Annotated in this window: 14 protein-coding genes and 1 tRNA gene; 2 read left to right on the top strand and 13 right to left on the bottom strand. The window is 34.0% G+C overall.

Annotated elements, in window-relative coordinates; genetic code table 11:
- Positions 1 to 6: 6 nt before the first annotated feature.
- The 3 genes from KBJ98_RS09840 to aroB form a co-directional block, all read right to left on the bottom strand.
- Positions 7 to 978, bottom strand: a complete 972-nt coding sequence (locus tag KBJ98_RS09840; RefSeq protein ID WP_210790161.1) for a deoxyhypusine synthase family protein — start codon at positions 976 to 978, stop codon at positions 7 to 9.
- Positions 979 to 1,066: 88 nt separating this feature from the next.
- Positions 1,067 to 2,467 carry a type III PLP-dependent enzyme domain-containing protein gene (locus KBJ98_RS09835; RefSeq protein ID WP_210790158.1) on the bottom strand — a complete coding sequence of 467 codons (1,401 nt, stop codon included), beginning with the start codon at positions 2,465 to 2,467 and terminating at the stop codon, positions 1,067 to 1,069.
- 291 nt (positions 2,468 to 2,758) lie between these two features.
- Complete coding sequence (aroB, locus tag KBJ98_RS09830; protein ID WP_210790156.1) at positions 2,759 to 3,826, bottom strand: 3-dehydroquinate synthase; 1,068 nt, start codon at positions 3,824 to 3,826, stop codon at positions 2,759 to 2,761.
- 183 nt (positions 3,827 to 4,009) lie between these two features.
- Here aroB and KBJ98_RS09825 point away from each other — a divergent pair, with 183 nt between their 5' ends.
- Positions 4,010 to 5,179: a proline dehydrogenase family protein gene (locus KBJ98_RS09825; RefSeq protein ID WP_210790153.1), complete on the top strand. Its 1,170-nt coding sequence runs from the start codon at positions 4,010 to 4,012 to the stop codon at positions 5,177 to 5,179.
- Between the two features lie 97 nt (positions 5,180 to 5,276).
- On the opposite strand, the gene KBJ98_RS09820 is transcribed toward KBJ98_RS09825, so the two are convergent.
- The gene (locus KBJ98_RS09820) at positions 5,277 to 7,064 is read right to left on the bottom strand and encodes an ABC transporter ATP-binding protein (protein ID WP_210790149.1); all 1,788 of its coding nucleotides are present in this window, start codon (positions 7,062 to 7,064) and stop codon (positions 5,277 to 5,279) included.
- Positions 7,065 to 7,275: 211 nt separating this feature from the next.
- On the opposite strand from KBJ98_RS09820, the gene KBJ98_RS09815 reads away from it, so the two are divergent.
- Positions 7,276 to 7,350: transfer RNA gene (locus tag KBJ98_RS09815), tRNA-Val, on the top strand.
- A gap of 159 nt (positions 7,351 to 7,509) precedes the next feature.
- Here the strand turns inward: KBJ98_RS09815 and KBJ98_RS09810 are convergent.
- The 9 genes from KBJ98_RS09810 to KBJ98_RS09770 all read right to left on the bottom strand — a co-directional run bounded on the left by KBJ98_RS09810 (position 7,510) and on the right by KBJ98_RS09770 (position 15,065).
- Positions 7,510 to 7,686, bottom strand: a complete 177-nt coding sequence (locus KBJ98_RS09810; RefSeq protein WP_166134531.1) for a histone H1 — start codon at positions 7,684 to 7,686, stop codon at positions 7,510 to 7,512.
- Positions 7,687 to 7,957: 271 nt separating this feature from the next.
- Positions 7,958 to 9,067 (bottom strand): DNA alkylation repair protein, encoded by a 1,110-nt coding sequence (locus tag KBJ98_RS09805; protein WP_210790145.1) that lies wholly within the window; start codon positions 9,065 to 9,067, stop codon positions 7,958 to 7,960.
- A gap of 74 nt (positions 9,068 to 9,141) precedes the next feature.
- Entirely contained in the window at positions 9,142 to 11,643 is a 2,502-nt protein-coding gene (locus KBJ98_RS09800) for a cation-translocating P-type ATPase (RefSeq protein ID WP_210790141.1), read from the bottom strand.
- Between the two features lie 92 nt (positions 11,644 to 11,735).
- Positions 11,736 to 12,209 (bottom strand): hypothetical protein, encoded by a 474-nt coding sequence (locus KBJ98_RS09795; protein ID WP_210790138.1) that lies wholly within the window; start codon positions 12,207 to 12,209, stop codon positions 11,736 to 11,738.
- The gene (locus KBJ98_RS09790) at positions 12,210 to 12,530 is read right to left on the bottom strand and encodes a hypothetical protein (protein ID WP_210790135.1); all 321 of its coding nucleotides are present in this window, start codon (positions 12,528 to 12,530) and stop codon (positions 12,210 to 12,212) included.
- Positions 12,531 to 12,568: 38 nt separating this feature from the next.
- Complete coding sequence (locus tag KBJ98_RS09785; protein WP_210790131.1) at positions 12,569 to 12,814, bottom strand: hypothetical protein; 246 nt, start codon at positions 12,812 to 12,814, stop codon at positions 12,569 to 12,571.
- A 115-nt stretch (positions 12,815 to 12,929) separates the two neighbouring features.
- Positions 12,930 to 13,940 carry a 2-hydroxyacid dehydrogenase gene (locus tag KBJ98_RS09780; RefSeq protein WP_210790127.1) on the bottom strand — a complete coding sequence of 337 codons (1,011 nt, stop codon included), beginning with the start codon at positions 13,938 to 13,940 and terminating at the stop codon, positions 12,930 to 12,932.
- A gap of 18 nt (positions 13,941 to 13,958) precedes the next feature.
- Positions 13,959 to 14,636 (bottom strand): DUF6629 family protein, encoded by a 678-nt coding sequence (locus KBJ98_RS09775; RefSeq protein WP_210790124.1) that lies wholly within the window; start codon positions 14,634 to 14,636, stop codon positions 13,959 to 13,961.
- Between the two features lie 189 nt (positions 14,637 to 14,825).
- Complete coding sequence (locus KBJ98_RS09770; protein WP_210790120.1) at positions 14,826 to 15,065, bottom strand: hypothetical protein; 240 nt, start codon at positions 15,063 to 15,065, stop codon at positions 14,826 to 14,828.
- Positions 15,066 to 15,163 lie beyond the last annotated feature (98 nt).

Here is a 15,163-nt window from a genome sequence, read left to right as displayed (position 1 = left end):
AATATTCTATAAATCTAATAAATAAGCGAAAATTAATGGCGCTACAATGGTAGCATCAGATTCTATGATAAATTTAGGTGTATTCATATCTAGTTTACCCCAAGTGATTTTTTCATTTGGAACAGCTCCAGAATACGAACCATAACTTGTTGTTGAGTCAGATATTTGACAGAAATAGCTCCAAAATGGAACATCATGCATTTCCATATCTTGGTACAACATTGGTACCACACAGATCGGGAAATCCCCAGCGATACCACCACCAATTTGGAAAAATCCAATACCGTTACTGCAGTTTTTTGGATACCAATCAGCAAGGAAAGTCATATATTCAATACCAGATTTCATGGTAGAAGCTTTCAATTCTCCTTTGATTACGTAAGAAGCAAAAATATTACCCATGGTGCTGTCTTCCCAACCTGGAACAACAATTGGTAAATTTTTCTCCGCCGCAGCGTACATCCAACTGTCTTTTAAATCAATTTCGTAGTATTCTTCAAGAACACCTGATAATAACATTTTGTACATGAATTCATGCGGAAAATAGCGTTCTCCTTTATCATCTGCATCTTTCCAAATTTTGAAAATATGTTTTTGTAAACGACGGAAAGCTTCATGCTCCGGAATACAGGTATCAGTTACACGGTTTAAACCACGCTCCAATAAATCCCATTCGTCTTGAGGAGTCAAATCACGGTAGTTAGGCACTCTTTCGTAATGAGAGTGAGCCACCAAGTTCATAATATCTTCCTCAAGGTTAGCTCCAGTACATGATATTATATGTACTTTGTCTTGACGAATAATGTCAGAAAATATTTTTCCAATCTCGGCAGTACTCATAGCACCTGCCATACTCACCATCATTTTTGCGCCTTTTGCTAATTGTTCTTCGTATGCTTTAGCTGCGTCAACTAAAGCTGCAGAATTGAAATGCAAATAATGCTTTTCTATAAACTGACTGATTGGTCCTTTACTCATTTTTATTTTAATTTTTAGCTGCTGTTATTGTCGTCACGACTAATTCAAATGTAACGATTTTTTAAATTCAAAGAAATAAATGCGATTATTATTTGCGGTCGTAACCTAAAATTTTCAAAACGTCTTCAGAGGTTTGTTGCTCTGAAAATACTTCGGTTGCCAAAATTCCATTTTCATCACGATCGATCAAAATATGTTTTGGCTGTGGAATCAAACAGTGGTGTAATCCGCCGTAGCCTCCAATAGTTTCTTGGTATGCACCTGTGTTAAAGAAACCGATATACAAAGGTTTTTCTTTATTGTATTTAGGTAAGTAAATGGCGTTCATGTTCTGCTCTGAGTTGTAGTAATCATCGCTGTCGCACGTCATTCCTCCTAATAAAACACGTTCGTAAGTATCGTTCCAACGGTTTACAGCCAACATGATAAAACGCTTGTTGATAGCCCAAGTATCTGGTAAAGTTGTAATGAAAGAAGAGTCAATCATGTTCCATTTCTCTCTATCATTTTGTTGTTTTTGATACAAAATTTGATAAATAGCACCGCCACTTTCACCTACAGTATACGATCCGAATTCTGTAAAAATGTTTGGAACATCCACTTCAGCCTCGTCACAAGCGATTTTAATTTGATTGATAATTTCATCAATCATGTATTGGTAGTCGTATTCAAAAGCCAATGAATTTTTGATAGGGAAACCACCACCAATATTCAAGCCGTCAAGTGTAGGACATTCTTTTTTTAGTGCGATGTATACTTTAATACACTTTACCAATTCGTTCCAATAATAGGCTGTATCATTGATACCGGTATTGATAAAAAAGTGTAACATTTTAAGCTCTAATTTATCATTTTCCTGAATTTGTTTTTTATAAAATGAAACAATATTCTTGTAACCAATTCCTAATCTTGAGGTATAGAATTCAAATTTTGGCTCCTCTTCAGCTGCAATACGAATTCCAATTTTGAATTTGTTTTTGATTTGACCTTGTAACAAATCTAATTCTTCATAATTATCAATAATCGGAATGGTGTTCTTGTGTCCGTTATTGATTAAACGCGCAATATTTTCAATGTATTGATCGCGTTTGAAACCATTACAAATAACATAAGTGCTCTTGTTTATTTTACCATTTGCTAAAAGATTTTCAACAATATTTATGTCAAAAGCCGAAGAGGTTTCGATATGAATGTTATTCTTGAAAGCTTCATTCATAATGTACTCAAAATGAGAGCTTTTGGTACAATAGCAATAGTAGTATTTGGCTTCGTATTTGTTTTTCTCCATCGATTTACGAAACCAACTTTTTGCTCTGTTGATGTTATTTGAAATTTGTGGCAAATAAGTAAACTTTAAAGGTGTACCGTATTGCTCAACCAATTTCATTAAATCAATATTATGAAAAAGTAAATGGTCTTTGTTTAGCTTAAATTCTTCTTGCGGAAAATAGTATGTCTGATTGATTAAGTCCGAATATTTTGTATTCATTGATGCAGGTTTAATAGATTAAATAGTGTTTACAACATAGATGAATCTATCATTCAAACCCGAATATTAGCATATACAATCTGTAGCTTTTCGTTATCGGCTTTTAGGTATTGAAAAACATCAAAAGTAAAGTTGCCTTTAATAGAATAAAACCGCTTCAATATCCTTAAAAAGGACATGGTTTTGCGGGTTTTATTAGATCCTAGGCGTGACTTACTGTGTGTTTTTTTCATCGGTGCAAATGTAAAAAATATTATCTACGCAATGCAATGCTTTTTTAGAAAAAAAATATTAAGATTTGTAATCTTTAAACGCTTCAAGAATTAATTCATTTTCAACTTCTTGATTTATTTTTATTGCTCCAATGCCTTCAATTAGGGCAAACTGAATGGTTCCGTATTCATTTTTTTTGTCATGAATTAGCAAAGCCAAGATTGGATCGATATCTTTTTCATCAAAAACAATAGCATCATAAATAGATTGAATGCAATTTTTAATTTCGATGTAGTCCTCCTCAGTTAGAAGTCCTTTTTTCATGGCAATGAAACTTTCTAAAATCATACCAACAGCAATAGCTTCGCCGTGTAAAAGTGTAGTTTTTTCGGTGCTTTCTAAAAAGTAACTTTCAATAGCGTGTCCAAGTGTATGTCCAAAATTAAGTGCTTTTCGAATGTTTTTTTCGGTTGGATCTTGAGTTACAATTTCATTTTTTATTTCTACCGATCTGTAAATAAGTGCATCAAAATCGGTATAATCTATTGCGGCTAGGTCTAAAAATTGATTCCAGTACGTTCTGTCATAAATTAAACCATGTTTTAGCATTTCTGCCAAACCTGAACGCATCTCAGTTTGCGGCACTGTTTCAAGATATTGCGTGTCAATTAGAACCATCAGTGGAACGTTGATCACTCCAATCTGGTTTTTTAAATTACCTAAATCAACACCGTTTTTACCACCCACAGAGGCGTCAACCATAGATAACAAGGTTGTTGGAATATGAATAAAATCGATTCCCCGTTTGAAAGTACTAGCAACAAATCCGCCCAAATCAGTTACAACACCGCCGCCCAAATTGATAACTAAACTTTTCCTATCGGCTCCAAGTTCAGTAAGTACATTCCAAATTTGTACACAGGTTTCAATGTTTTTATTTTCTTCGCCGTCTTCAAATTCTATAATTTCAATAGCAACATCTGTTTCCAATAAAGGTAAAAAATTAGGCAAGCAAAATTCATTTGTATTGTTATCAACGATAATGAAAATAGAAGAATAACTGGTGTTTTGTAGGTGAGTGTTCAGCGCTTGGTACGCTTCTTCGTTAAAATGTATGGGGTAGTTGTTGGCTTGTATGGTCTGCATTGTAATACTTGTATTTGATGTGTTGATCTTGGTTTAATCCGATGTCAAATGTATTAATTAATCAATTCTTATGCGGTCAAACAGCTATAAAATTCACATTCATTGCATTTTTCTTTTTTTTAACCATTGTATTTAGTTAAATATTCAAAGTCTATTTATATTTGTATAAAATTTAAACAGATAATGAAAAAAATATTTGATAACACACAAGTTGCTTTTGCTTTAAAAAGCGATACCGAACTTGATCGCGCTTATTTTCTTTTTAAAATGATAGCTAATCAGCCTTTAGTACGCATTGGTACTGCGGTGACAAATTTTGCTTTAAAAGCGAATCTACCGGTAGAAGGACTAATACGAGCTACTGTTTTTGATCATTTTTGTGGTGGTGTCAATGAGGATGATTGTTTGTCTGTAGTAGATAAAATGTATACCAAAGGAGTTTCTTCGGTCTTGGATTATTCTGTGGAAGGAAAAGAAGAAGAAGATCAATTTGATGCTGCTTTGCAAATGACCTTAAAAACTATCGAGTTTGCTAAAGAACGTATGGCAATTCCTTTTGCTGTTTTTAAGCCAACTGGTTTTGGACGTTTCGAATTGTATGAAAAACTAGGAGAAAAACAAATTTTGACTGCTGCCGAACAAGTAGAATGGGATCGAGTAGTGGAACGTTTTGATATTGTTTGTAAAGAAGCGCATCAAAAAAATGTGGCCTTACTTATTGACGGTGAAGAGAGTTGGATGCAAGATGCGGCTGATGATTTGGTTGCTTCTATGATGCGAAAATACAATAAGGAGAAAGCTATCGTTTTTAATACGCTACAAATGTATCGTTGGGATCGATTGGACTACTTGAAAAAATTACATGAGCAAGCCAAAGCAGAAGGATTTTATATCGGAATGAAAATTGTTCGTGGTGCTTATATGGAAAAAGAAAATACACGTGCCGAAGAAAAAGGATATCCGAGTCCGATTTGTGCATCAAAAGAAGCTACCGATATTAATTACGATGCAGCTGTTGCGTATATGGTAGCGCATATTGATACGATGGCTATTTTTGCTGGAACTCACAATGAATTAAGTACTTATACTTTGATGGATTTAATGCAAAAAAACGGTATGGCTACTACTGATAATCGCATTTGGTTCGGGCAATTGTACGGAATGAGTGATAATATTAGTTACAATTTGGCAAATGAAGGTTATAATGTGTCTAAATATTTGCCATTTGGACCAGTGAAAGATGTGATGCCGTATTTGATTCGCCGTGCTGAAGAAAACACTTCAGTAGCAGGTCAAACTAGTCGTGAACTATCTATGATAAAAGCGGAAAGAAACCGTAGAAAAGGAAAATAATTTTATTCCAAGTTGATTGAAATATTATAAAAAAAGCTCCAATAGATTTTTATTGGAGCTTTTTTGTTTTTCTCTTGTAGCTATTTTTTAGCTTGACTTAGGAGTTGCTAAACTGTAAATTACTTAGGTTTTTATAAATCCCATTTTCTAATTCAATCAAATCTTGGTGCGTTCCTTGTTCGGCAATTCTACCGTTGTCTAAAACCAAAATTTGATCAGCACTTCGAATGGTTGATAAACGGTGTGCAATGATAATGCTGGTGCGACCTTCCATTAAAATTTCTAGCGCTTCTTGTACTAATTTTTCACTTTCACTATCTAATGAAGATGTGGCTTCGTCTAAAATTAAAATACTAGGATTTTTAAGCAAAGCACGTGCAATAGCAATACGTTGTCTCTGTCCGCCTGATAATTTAATACCACGTTCTCCAACTACGGTTTCGAATTTTTCAGGGAAACTTTCGATAAAGTGATAGGCATTAGCTTGTTTGGCTGCGAGTAGAATTTCTTCATCTGTAGCATTTGGTTTACCGTAGGCAATATTTTCTTTAATTGTGCCGCCAAAAAGAATGACATCTTGAGGAACGATACTCATATTTCCTCGGAGATTTTCTAAATCAAAGTCGTAAATATTTTTACCATCAATTTGAATTTCGCCTGCATCAATATTGTAAAAACGAAGTAGCAGCGATGCAATTGTTGATTTTCCAGTACCACTTGGCCCAACAATTGCAATTTTTTGACCAAAACCAGCCGTGAAACTGACATCTTTTAAAACTTGAATCTCTTTTCTGGATGGGTAACTAAAAGCAACATTCTTGAAACTTACATTGCCCTGTATTTTTTCAAGTGGCGAAGTTGTGCCATTAGCATTAATTTTCTCGGGTGTTTCATCAAGTAATTCAAAAACTCGTTCGGTAGCGCCAATTGCCTTTTGAATTTGGGCATACAACTCGGCAATTCCGCCAAATGAAGCACCAACAAATGTAGAATACAATACAAACGATATTAATTGACCCACGCTCATTTCGCCACTAATACTCAATTGTACTCCGTACCAAACCACCGCTACGATCGCTCCAAACAAACAAAAAATGATAAATGAGGCAAAGTAACCGCGGTATTTTCCGCCTTTGATGGCAATGCTCACAACTTCCTTAATTTTGCCGTTGTAACGTGCTATTTCGTACCATTCGTTTGCAAAAGCTTTAACTATCGAAATTCCTTGCATGGTTTCCTCAACCACTACTTGGCTCTCGGCTACTTTATCTTGTACGCTTTTAGAATATTTTCGAATAAAACGACCAAAAATAACAGCGGCAACTGCTACTAAAGGCACGACAGATAGCATCAATAAGGTGAGTTTGATACTTTCATTTGCCAAAAGTAAAACGCCCCCGATAATTAAAATGAATTGTCTTAAAAATTCTGCAATGGTTGATGTTAGTGTATCTTGAATTTGAGTGATGTCTGAGCTGATGCGACTGTTCAACTCTCCAACTCGTTTTTGCGAGAAAAACGACATTGGTAATTTCACCAAATTAGAATACAATGAAAGTCGGAGATTGGCCAACGTGTTCTCTGTAAAATTCACGAAAAGATACAATCTGAAAAAAGAACAGATCGATTGTAAAAAAAGAATTAACACCAAACCGCCTGCAATATAGTTAGCTTGCGAATTGTCTTTATTTTTTACGCAATCTATTAACATTCCCATCAATTTTGGAAAGGCCAGGGCAGTGGCACCTGTAAAAAGTAGAAATACAAGGCCAAAGTAAAATTTCCAACGATGATTGCCTGCAAATTGAAATATAACGGTTGCTTTTTGGAGTGAAGTAGCTGTAATTTTTGATTTTGGTAAATCGTTTTCTTTGAATCGAGCCATTATTTTTTGTTTATGTTACAAATGTATGACTATAAGAATGCAATTCAAAAAAATAGTTTAAAATCCCAGTAATGGTAAAGTGTTCGTATTGAATGAGGTACAGTAAAGGTGTGATTTTTTATGAATTTATTTTATAAAAACGCTTGCAAATACAGAATCTAGGCGTATATTTGCACACGCAATCAGGTAATGATAGCAACCTAGTAAAATAGGGCGATTAGCTCAGCTGGTTCAGAGCACCTCGTTTACACCGAGGGGGTCGGGGGTTCGAACCCCTCATCGCCCACAAAATTACACCTTCAAAGTCAATTGATTTTGGAGGTTTTTTTTTTTGGAAAATTTTCTCTTCAAAATTATTCTAATAAAAAAATAAGTTTCGACAAGTTTAGGTAAAAAAAAACCTCGCTAATCAAAGACAGCGAGGTTTGTTTTTAGGAAGTAAAAACTATTTTTTTGATTCTTCAACAGAAACTTTTCTAAACTCTTTTAAAAGTTTTTCTAGCTCTAAAGTAGATTTACGAGCTCTTGGTCCCGCAGCTTTAATACCTTTTTCAATTAGTGATTCAGATTCTGTTTTGAATGTTTCGAACTCAGCATTGATTTTTGCAACTAAATCTTTCATAATAATACTATATTAAATTAGGTCGCAAAAATAGAATTTTAGTCGATAGTCAGAAATAAAATGTTGTTAAAGTTACTCTTACAAATCAGATTTTGTGACTAAAAATTGATAACCATTTTTAAACTAGTGATTTAAAAAATTCTTGATCTTGCATGTATCGCTTAGAATCGAATAGGAATTATTATTTTTTATATGCTTTTATGGCCTTTAAAGAACAAATAAATAGAAATACTAGCTGTTTGCTGAGCAGTTTATACTCAATTAAACAGTTTTACATTGTGCTCAATAGAGTCCTTTCCTCAGTTATAAGTTCAAATGTACTTGTCATTTTTTCTTCACCATTTATTTGTACCGAAAGTTTTTGCGTTCCCGAATAAAATTTTCGAGTGGTTATAATTTTAAAACTTTGTTTTCGAACAATTGTCATTATTTGATTTGGCTCAATGATACGTTCGGTAATTTTAAAAACCTTTTTTGAAAGTTGCTGGTTTTGTCTCAAATAATAAATAGCGTATTCTAAACGTACTGTTTGAGCCTCATTACTATGGTTACAAACCGAAAATGAAAATTCTAAATAATTTCCAATTGCAACTATTGGGTTATGAATACGAAATTCAGATACTGATATTTGTGATGCATCAAGACCAAAGAGCTTTAAAACGGCTTGATTTCCTTGCTTTAAAAGTGTTCGGCAACCATGTTTAATTATTCCATCGGTTTCTTTTGAAATTCCTTTCCAGTTTTTTGCAATTTCTATACAAATTTCAGGATTATCTTTTGCAATATCATTTAGATTGTTGGCAACACTTCTTCTGACATATTCAGATGGATCTGTTTTTAATTGATGTAGAATTGGTAAAATTGGTTCAGGATTTTTCTTGAGTTTTGGCAATGCAGTTGCCCAAGGTAGTCTAGGTCTACAACCTTCAGAAGCCAACCGCCTAACATGATGGTTTGATGACTGCGACCATTGCTGCATTATTGCGATAGTTTTGTCAAAATCATTATTTAAAAATTCACGAATTGCAAATTCTGACGATCCAAACTGAGTGTAATAGGACAAGGCTTCCATTGCAATTTCAAAATCATTCAGACCAAATTGTCCCACATAATCTGGAAAAATTAGCGTGGTATATCCAGTAGGCATGTTCGGGATTACTTCATTTAAAATTCTTATAGCTTCTCTAAATTCAGAAGGGAGATGACCTTTTAGGACTCGTGTTGTATGCCGTAAGCGTTGATTTAGAGATCTATTTTCGATGCCCTCAGTCACTTCAGCTAAAAATTGTTTTTCATTAAATTGTGAACGAACCGTTTTAATTTGGGTTGCTAAAAGTTGATAGAATTTTAGATTAAACATTTCTTTCAATTCGGCTGCCATATACTGCTATTTGTAAAAATTAGTAACTTCAAAGATAGCATTAAATAAAATTAAGTTGTTCGGAATTCCATGGGTCAATTTGATTGTCGCTTCCAAACTTTGACCAATTCATACCATAAAACAGAAACAGCTCCAACTCCAATAGCAATGGATAATTGTATCAAATTTAGATGTTCTAATTGAAAAAATAGAGTAAGAGGCCTTAAATAAAGAATCAAGGCGGTAAGCAAAATGGTAAGACCAACAATAATGAAAACTAAATTGTTCTTGTATCGTAAGGTCGTAAAAATGGAATAATAAAACGAGCGATTAATTAAAGTTAAAAATATATTTGAAGTAATCAAAACTAAGAAAACCATTGTTCGAGTTACGTTTTCATCATACGATTGGTAAACCGAAAATTGATATACTGATAACGATCCTACAGTGATAACTAATCCTTGGACGATGCTGGTAGAAAGTTCTTTCCAGCTAAAAAAGGTAGTTGTAAATGGTCTGGGTTTTTGTGACATTGTATTCTTTTCCATGGGCTCGTTTTCATACACAATAGAGCAAGTTGGTCCCATTACTAATTCAAAAAAAATGATATGAATAGGAGAGAAAATATTAGGGTACACCCAGCCGAATGCCAAAGGGATAAATACAGTTAGAATTATGGGAATATGAATGGAGATGATAAACTGTATTGCTTTTTTTAGATTAGCAAATATCTTTCTGCCCATTGCAATCGCAGCTACCATTTTTGCTAAGTCATCGTTTATTAAAATAAGTGAAGCGGCTTGTTTGGCAATTTCGGTACCTTTTTTACCCATTGCAATACCGATATGAGCTGCTTTTAATGCGGGTCCGTCGTTGACACCGTCACCTGTCATGGCTACAATTTCTTTATTTGATTTAAGAGCGTTGATGATTTTTAGTTTGGCTTCGGGAAACATTCGAGTGAACAAATTGATTTCGGAAACTTGTTCTTTGAGCTCTTTTGTGGACAATTGCATTAACTCGTCGCCCGAAATACTTTTTTCATATCCGATAAAACCAATTTGTTTGGCGATCGATGTGGTAGTCTCAGCATTATCACCGGTAATAATTTTTACTTGAATTCCTGCTTTATAAAAATGTTGTAAAACCAGATGGCTATTTTTCTTGGGCGGATCATAAAAAGCTACTAATCCCACGAACTCAAATTCAAATTCTTGTTGAGTTTTTGGATAATTTTTTCCTGTAAAAATTGCTCTACCAACGCCTAAAATCCGATACCCTTCAATTGATAATTCCTTTATTGCATCTAAGTTTGCCGCTTTTTCATCTTTTGAAAGTTTTGAAACCGCTATAATTGCCTCCGAAGCACCTTTGGCAGCAATAATTCTTTCTCCGCTTTTGTTTTCAAATATATGAGTCATCATAGGAGGTTTGCCTGACAACGGATACTCGTGAATTAATTTAAAATCAGGTCTTTCATCTTTAGGAGCAACTTTAGAATAATTTTCGTGCAGTGCTATTTCCATGGGATCAAAAGGAACGGGTTCACTTGCCCACATTGAGATCGAAATTAACTCTTTTTCATCATCGGATAATTCATTTTGTACATCAGAAATCTTTTGAGATTTTAACGTAAAAATTTTAGCTAGACTCATTTTATTCTCGGTAATCGTTCCTGTTTTGTCAATACAAATTACTGTCGCGCTACCCAAGGTTTCAACGGTTTTCATTTGTTTAACGATAATTCCGTGTTCCATCATTCTCCATGCACCTAGCGCCATAAATGTGGTAAACGCAATGGGGATTTCTTCGGGTAAAACACTCATTGCAAGTGTTAATGCTTTGAGTAAACTGTCTAAGATATTATGAGAATTGTAAAAATTAATCATCCAGACAATCACAAAAATAACAGCGCCTGCGATAGCCATTTTTTTTACAAAATTGCCAATTTGAATTTCTAAGGGTGTTTTTTCTTCTTCAATTTGCTCTAAACTTTTGCCTATTTTGCCTAATTTGGTTTCACTGCCTATAGCCGTAATGGTTGCTATTGCTAGTCCGCTAGCTACTGTTGTTCCTTGATAAACGGTTTTGTCTTTGGTCGAATTGTCTTTGTTAACTGCCATTGATTCCCCCGTAAGGATCGATTCGTTTACAGAAAAATCAGCAGCATATTCGATTATTCCATCGGCTGCAATAGCGTTTCCTTCTTCAATTAGCAAACTGTCACCTATAACTAGTTCTTCTGTTTTAATTTCGGTGACGTTATTGTTTCTAATGACTTTGCATTTGGGTTTGGTAAAATCTTTCAATTTTTCTAAAGCGTTGTGGCTTCTCGCTTTTTGATAAGATGAAATAACAGCAATTAAAACAATAGCTGATGCTAAAAAGATACCATCTGAAATTTTTCCGCTAATAAAATAAATACTTGAGGCAGTCATTAGCAAGATCGTCATCGGATCTTTAACAATTTGGATTAAGCCTTTTAAGAAAGGATTATCTTTTTTAAAGGTTGTTTTGTTCTGACCGTACTTTTCTCTTGCAGCGTGTACTTGTGCTGAAGCTAAACCTGCAATGTTATTGTATTTATTGGCTGGCATATGGTAAAATTTACTGTAGTTGCAGAATTGACAATCTATTTTTTTAGAACACCTGCAATTGTATTTCACAATTATTGAAGTCAACAGCTGATTTATAAAGTTTCATCATTGGTTTTATTTAATTTATACCATTTTGCTTTATCTAAGGTTAGAGTGTCAATATCAGTTGTCCATTCTATGCATGGGAAAATAGAGTGTATTTGTATAACCCGTTTTGTATGACTAAACGAAAAACGATCGGCACGAAATTGTAAATTGATGGTTTTGTTTTGATCACTTTTATTTTGATATAAAATGGTTTGTGTTTTCCAGTCGGCGCTCCAAGTTAAAAAAGCTTTGGTTGCAATTACAATTCCTATTACTATAAAGGTAAGTATTTTAGACCAGCTAGTTTGTAATTTGTTAAAAAAATGAGCTACGATAAAAACGAATGATGTAGCTGCAATAAGATCAAAAAAGTAGTGTACCCGGTAATCTGTGATGTGAAGATTTGTAAATCGATTGAGCAATACGATTGAGCTTGAAAAAGCAAAAACGATATACAACAATACACGAGAGTTTTTCATTTAAATATTTTTTGCTTTTGATGTGGTAACGTGCAACATAAAATTCGCTGTATCTGTATCCGCCGATGTGCCATAACCATCAACGAGTGTCCCTTTTTCACCAGTTATGCCCTCAATGGCATACAAAATAGAACTGTCATCAGGATTTGATTCGCCTTCAAAACGATAAAAATGTTTAATTGTAACTTCCTCAGGCAAAAAATGGGTGTTAGTTTTTAACGAAACTAAGTTGTTACCAGTTACCTCAAATTGGGATCGAAAACCTAATGCTTCTACTTTAACTAATACAGTCACGAGACTATCCATATTTACTTTTTCCATAATACTGTTTTTAATGAAGACTTTTTTGTTATACTTATTTACCAAATAGTCCGCGTGTCATTGTAAAATTGGTAGGTTTGAATCCGGGCTGCAATGCGATCAATAATAGTGTTTTGTTCTTCGAGTTGTATTTCAAACAGTTTGCACTGTGCAAAATTGTAAGGATCTAAATTGTGTACATCAGTTTGTTGATGGTACAGTGCTTTTTCTTCTTCTAGAATGGTTGCTAATTCATGAATAACAATTTCTCGATTCGCTACTGTTTTGTTTCTAGCTGTTTCCATTTTTGATCACTGACTTTAATGATTTATTGAAAGAACAAATGTGCTGCAATTGGGTTACACTTGTAATGACTTTAAACACTTAAAACTATGATTTATATTACGTTTAATATTTGTTTCAAAGTGATTTCGGTAATACAAAAACAACCTGATTTTTGGTAACCTCTGAATCTTCAAATGAATTGAAATTTTCAATTGTGATACGCGCTATGGCATGTAAGGCTTCTTTGGTAAAAAATGCTTGATGTGGTGTAATTAGAACATTATTAAAAGACATTAGTCGCTCTATTTGATCGTCAAGTACCACAACATTCGATAAATCTTTAAAAAAAAGTTGCTCTTCGCCCTCGTAAACATCAATACCTAAATATCCGAGTTGTGCTTTCTTCAAGGCTTGTATGACATCGGCAGTATTTAGTATTGCGCCACGACTTGTATTTATAAGCATCATTCCTTTTTTTACTTTTGAAAAGGCAGCCGTATTAAACAAGTACTTTGTTTTACTATTCAACGGGCAATGAACCGAAATGATATCCGATTGCTCCAAAAGGGTATCGAACGAAACATATTGAACACCTTTGTCCTTTAACTCTTTAGACTCCATGAGATCAGTAGCAATAATTTTACAGCCAAAGCCCAACATTATGTTGCAAAAGGCAGTTCCTATTTTGCCTGTTCCTACGACGCCAATTGTTTTACCAAATAAATTGAAACCCATTAAGTTTTGAAGCAAGAAGTTGTTTTCGCGCACTCTGTTGTAGGCTTTGTGCGTTTTTCTATTTAATGTTAAAATTAGTGCAACAGCATGTTCTGCAATGGCTTCGGGCGAATAGGCAGGTATGCGCAATACTTTCATTTTGTGTTTTGCTGCCGTTTCTATATCTACATTGTCATAACCTGCGCTTCGAAGTGCGATATATTTTACGCCAGCCTTCGCAATTTGATGAATTACGTTGGTATCTAGTTTATCTGTTAATTGAATACACACCGCTTCAAAATCCTTCACAGTTGCAACCGTTTCTGTATTTAGCGGTATTTCGAAATAGGTCATTTGGTGTTTGGCAGTTTTATTGTAAAAATCTAAATATTCACGTTCGTAATATTTAGTACTGTAGATCGCTATTTTCATTTTGTTTTTGTTTAGGTATTAAATTGTGATAGGTAAAACGGCTGCGTCTTTTGCATTCATGAGGGCAGCATTTTTCAATATAAGCCAAACCGAATAGCTTATGGGAATTGTAAAAAAACACCATACAGAGATAAGATAGTTTTGATAAAAAAACATACCAATGCAATATGAAAAGAAGATCATCAAACCTAAAACTCGCATCTGTTTAATGTGTGAAATAAAGCAAGGAACAATTGTAGCGGTTCCGTATAAAATTGATCCTAAAAGCCTGAACTGTTCGGGATAAGGTTGAATATATAGGATAGTCGATTCGTATATTTTTGCATGAACACTGTAATTACAGAGACAGTGTGCTAAAAAGCAGGATACTACCAAACCGATTCCCACAAGAATTCCTAAAATTATTTTCCGAATTTTATGTTTTTCTAAAAATAAAATAGCTATCGGAATATACAGTGGCCATACAACTTGTGTAAAATTGAGGTGAAAAAAAACAGTGCTTTTTTGAAGTAAGTGTAAATTAGAAAGGGGTAGTGCCAACCAAAGAACTCCTTCGCAGAATTGCTGAATGCATAATATTAAAGGAATTGTAGCAAATAATACTTGCGATTGATGTTGTACTTTTTTTAATGAAAAAACACCAAAAAGAAGCATTATTAAGCTTAATCCGAAACTCACAAACGCGTATAAATACATAGACTCAATTTATTGTTTAGTTTCCGTTGATGTTATGCTTAAAAAAACTCCCCGAAAAAATTCCAGAAATTTTCGGGAAGTCAGCACAGCTACTAATCAATTAGAGATGAGTATTTCTTGCGGAATACATTCTTATACCCTCTAATTTTTTAATCAGAACTGTTTTTTTCTACGTTGTGCCATCTTTAGTTAATTGCTAGGAACGGCAGGTTCTATTTGTTTTTTAGGTGCTGCTTTTTTAGCTGTTGTTGTTTGCTTTTTTTCTTTTTTTACAATGTCCTTTTGTGATTTTTTTGCAGTAGCATCCATTTTTTTGGTGATTGTTTTAGCCATTTTTTTAGCAGTAGCATCGATCTTTTTCATCATTTTTTTGGCAGTAGTATTTACAAATGTTGCTGCTGCCAAAGCCGATGTGATTTCGGCTGTCATTTTTTTGAGTTTGTTTTCATGATTGTTGTTTTTTGTAAGTAATTTTTTTCACGTTTGCATTAGTTCATCTTTCATTTATTGGTTTGCTTTTACCTAAG

Source organism: Flavobacterium erciyesense, assembly GCF_018069925.1.
Classification (GTDB): Bacteria; Bacteroidota; Bacteroidia; order Flavobacteriales; family Flavobacteriaceae; genus Flavobacterium; species Flavobacterium erciyesense.
The sequence above is the reverse complement of the archived record's forward strand: the minus strand, read 5'-3'. Positions and strand labels throughout refer to the sequence as shown.

What these genes read in the sequence shown, in the direction of transcription:
- KBJ98_RS09790 (WP_210790135.1), bottom strand. Translation starts at nt 12,530, where the DNA reads ATGGAAAAAGTAAATATGGATAGTCTCGTGACTGTATTAGTTAAAGTA.
- KBJ98_RS09795 (WP_210790138.1), bottom strand. Translation starts at nt 12,209, where the DNA reads ATGAAAAACTCTCGTGTATTGTTGTATATCGTTTTTGCTTTTTCAAGC.
- KBJ98_RS09805 (WP_210790145.1), bottom strand. Translation starts at nt 9,067, where the DNA reads ATGGCAGCCGAATTGAAAGAAATGTTTAATCTAAAATTCTATCAACTT.
- KBJ98_RS09780 (WP_210790127.1), bottom strand. Translation starts at nt 13,940, where the DNA reads ATGAAAATAGCGATCTACAGTACTAAATATTACGAACGTGAATATTTA.
- KBJ98_RS09825 (WP_210790153.1), top strand. Translation starts at nt 4,010, where the DNA reads ATGAAAAAAATATTTGATAACACACAAGTTGCTTTTGCTTTAAAAAGC.
- KBJ98_RS09785 (WP_210790131.1), bottom strand. Translation starts at nt 12,814, where the DNA reads ATGGAAACAGCTAGAAACAAAACAGTAGCGAATCGAGAAATTGTTATT.
- aroB (WP_210790156.1), bottom strand. Translation starts at nt 3,826, where the DNA reads ATGCAGACCATACAAGCCAACAACTACCCCATACATTTTAACGAAGAA.
- KBJ98_RS09770 (WP_210790120.1), bottom strand. Translation starts at nt 15,065, where the DNA reads ATGACAGCCGAAATCACATCGGCTTTGGCAGCAGCAACATTTGTAAAT.
- KBJ98_RS09775 (WP_210790124.1), bottom strand. Translation starts at nt 14,636, where the DNA reads ATGTATTTATACGCGTTTGTGAGTTTCGGATTAAGCTTAATAATGCTT.
- KBJ98_RS09835 (WP_210790158.1), bottom strand. Translation starts at nt 2,467, where the DNA reads ATGAATACAAAATATTCGGACTTAATCAATCAGACATACTATTTTCCG.
- KBJ98_RS09810 (WP_166134531.1), bottom strand. Translation starts at nt 7,686, where the DNA reads ATGAAAGATTTAGTTGCAAAAATCAATGCTGAGTTCGAAACATTCAAA.
- KBJ98_RS09800 (WP_210790141.1), bottom strand. Translation starts at nt 11,643, where the DNA reads ATGCCAGCCAATAAATACAATAACATTGCAGGTTTAGCTTCAGCACAA.
- KBJ98_RS09840 (WP_210790161.1), bottom strand. Translation starts at nt 978, where the DNA reads ATGAGTAAAGGACCAATCAGTCAGTTTATAGAAAAGCATTATTTGCAT.
- KBJ98_RS09820 (WP_210790149.1), bottom strand. Translation starts at nt 7,064, where the DNA reads ATGGCTCGATTCAAAGAAAACGATTTACCAAAATCAAAAATTACAGCT.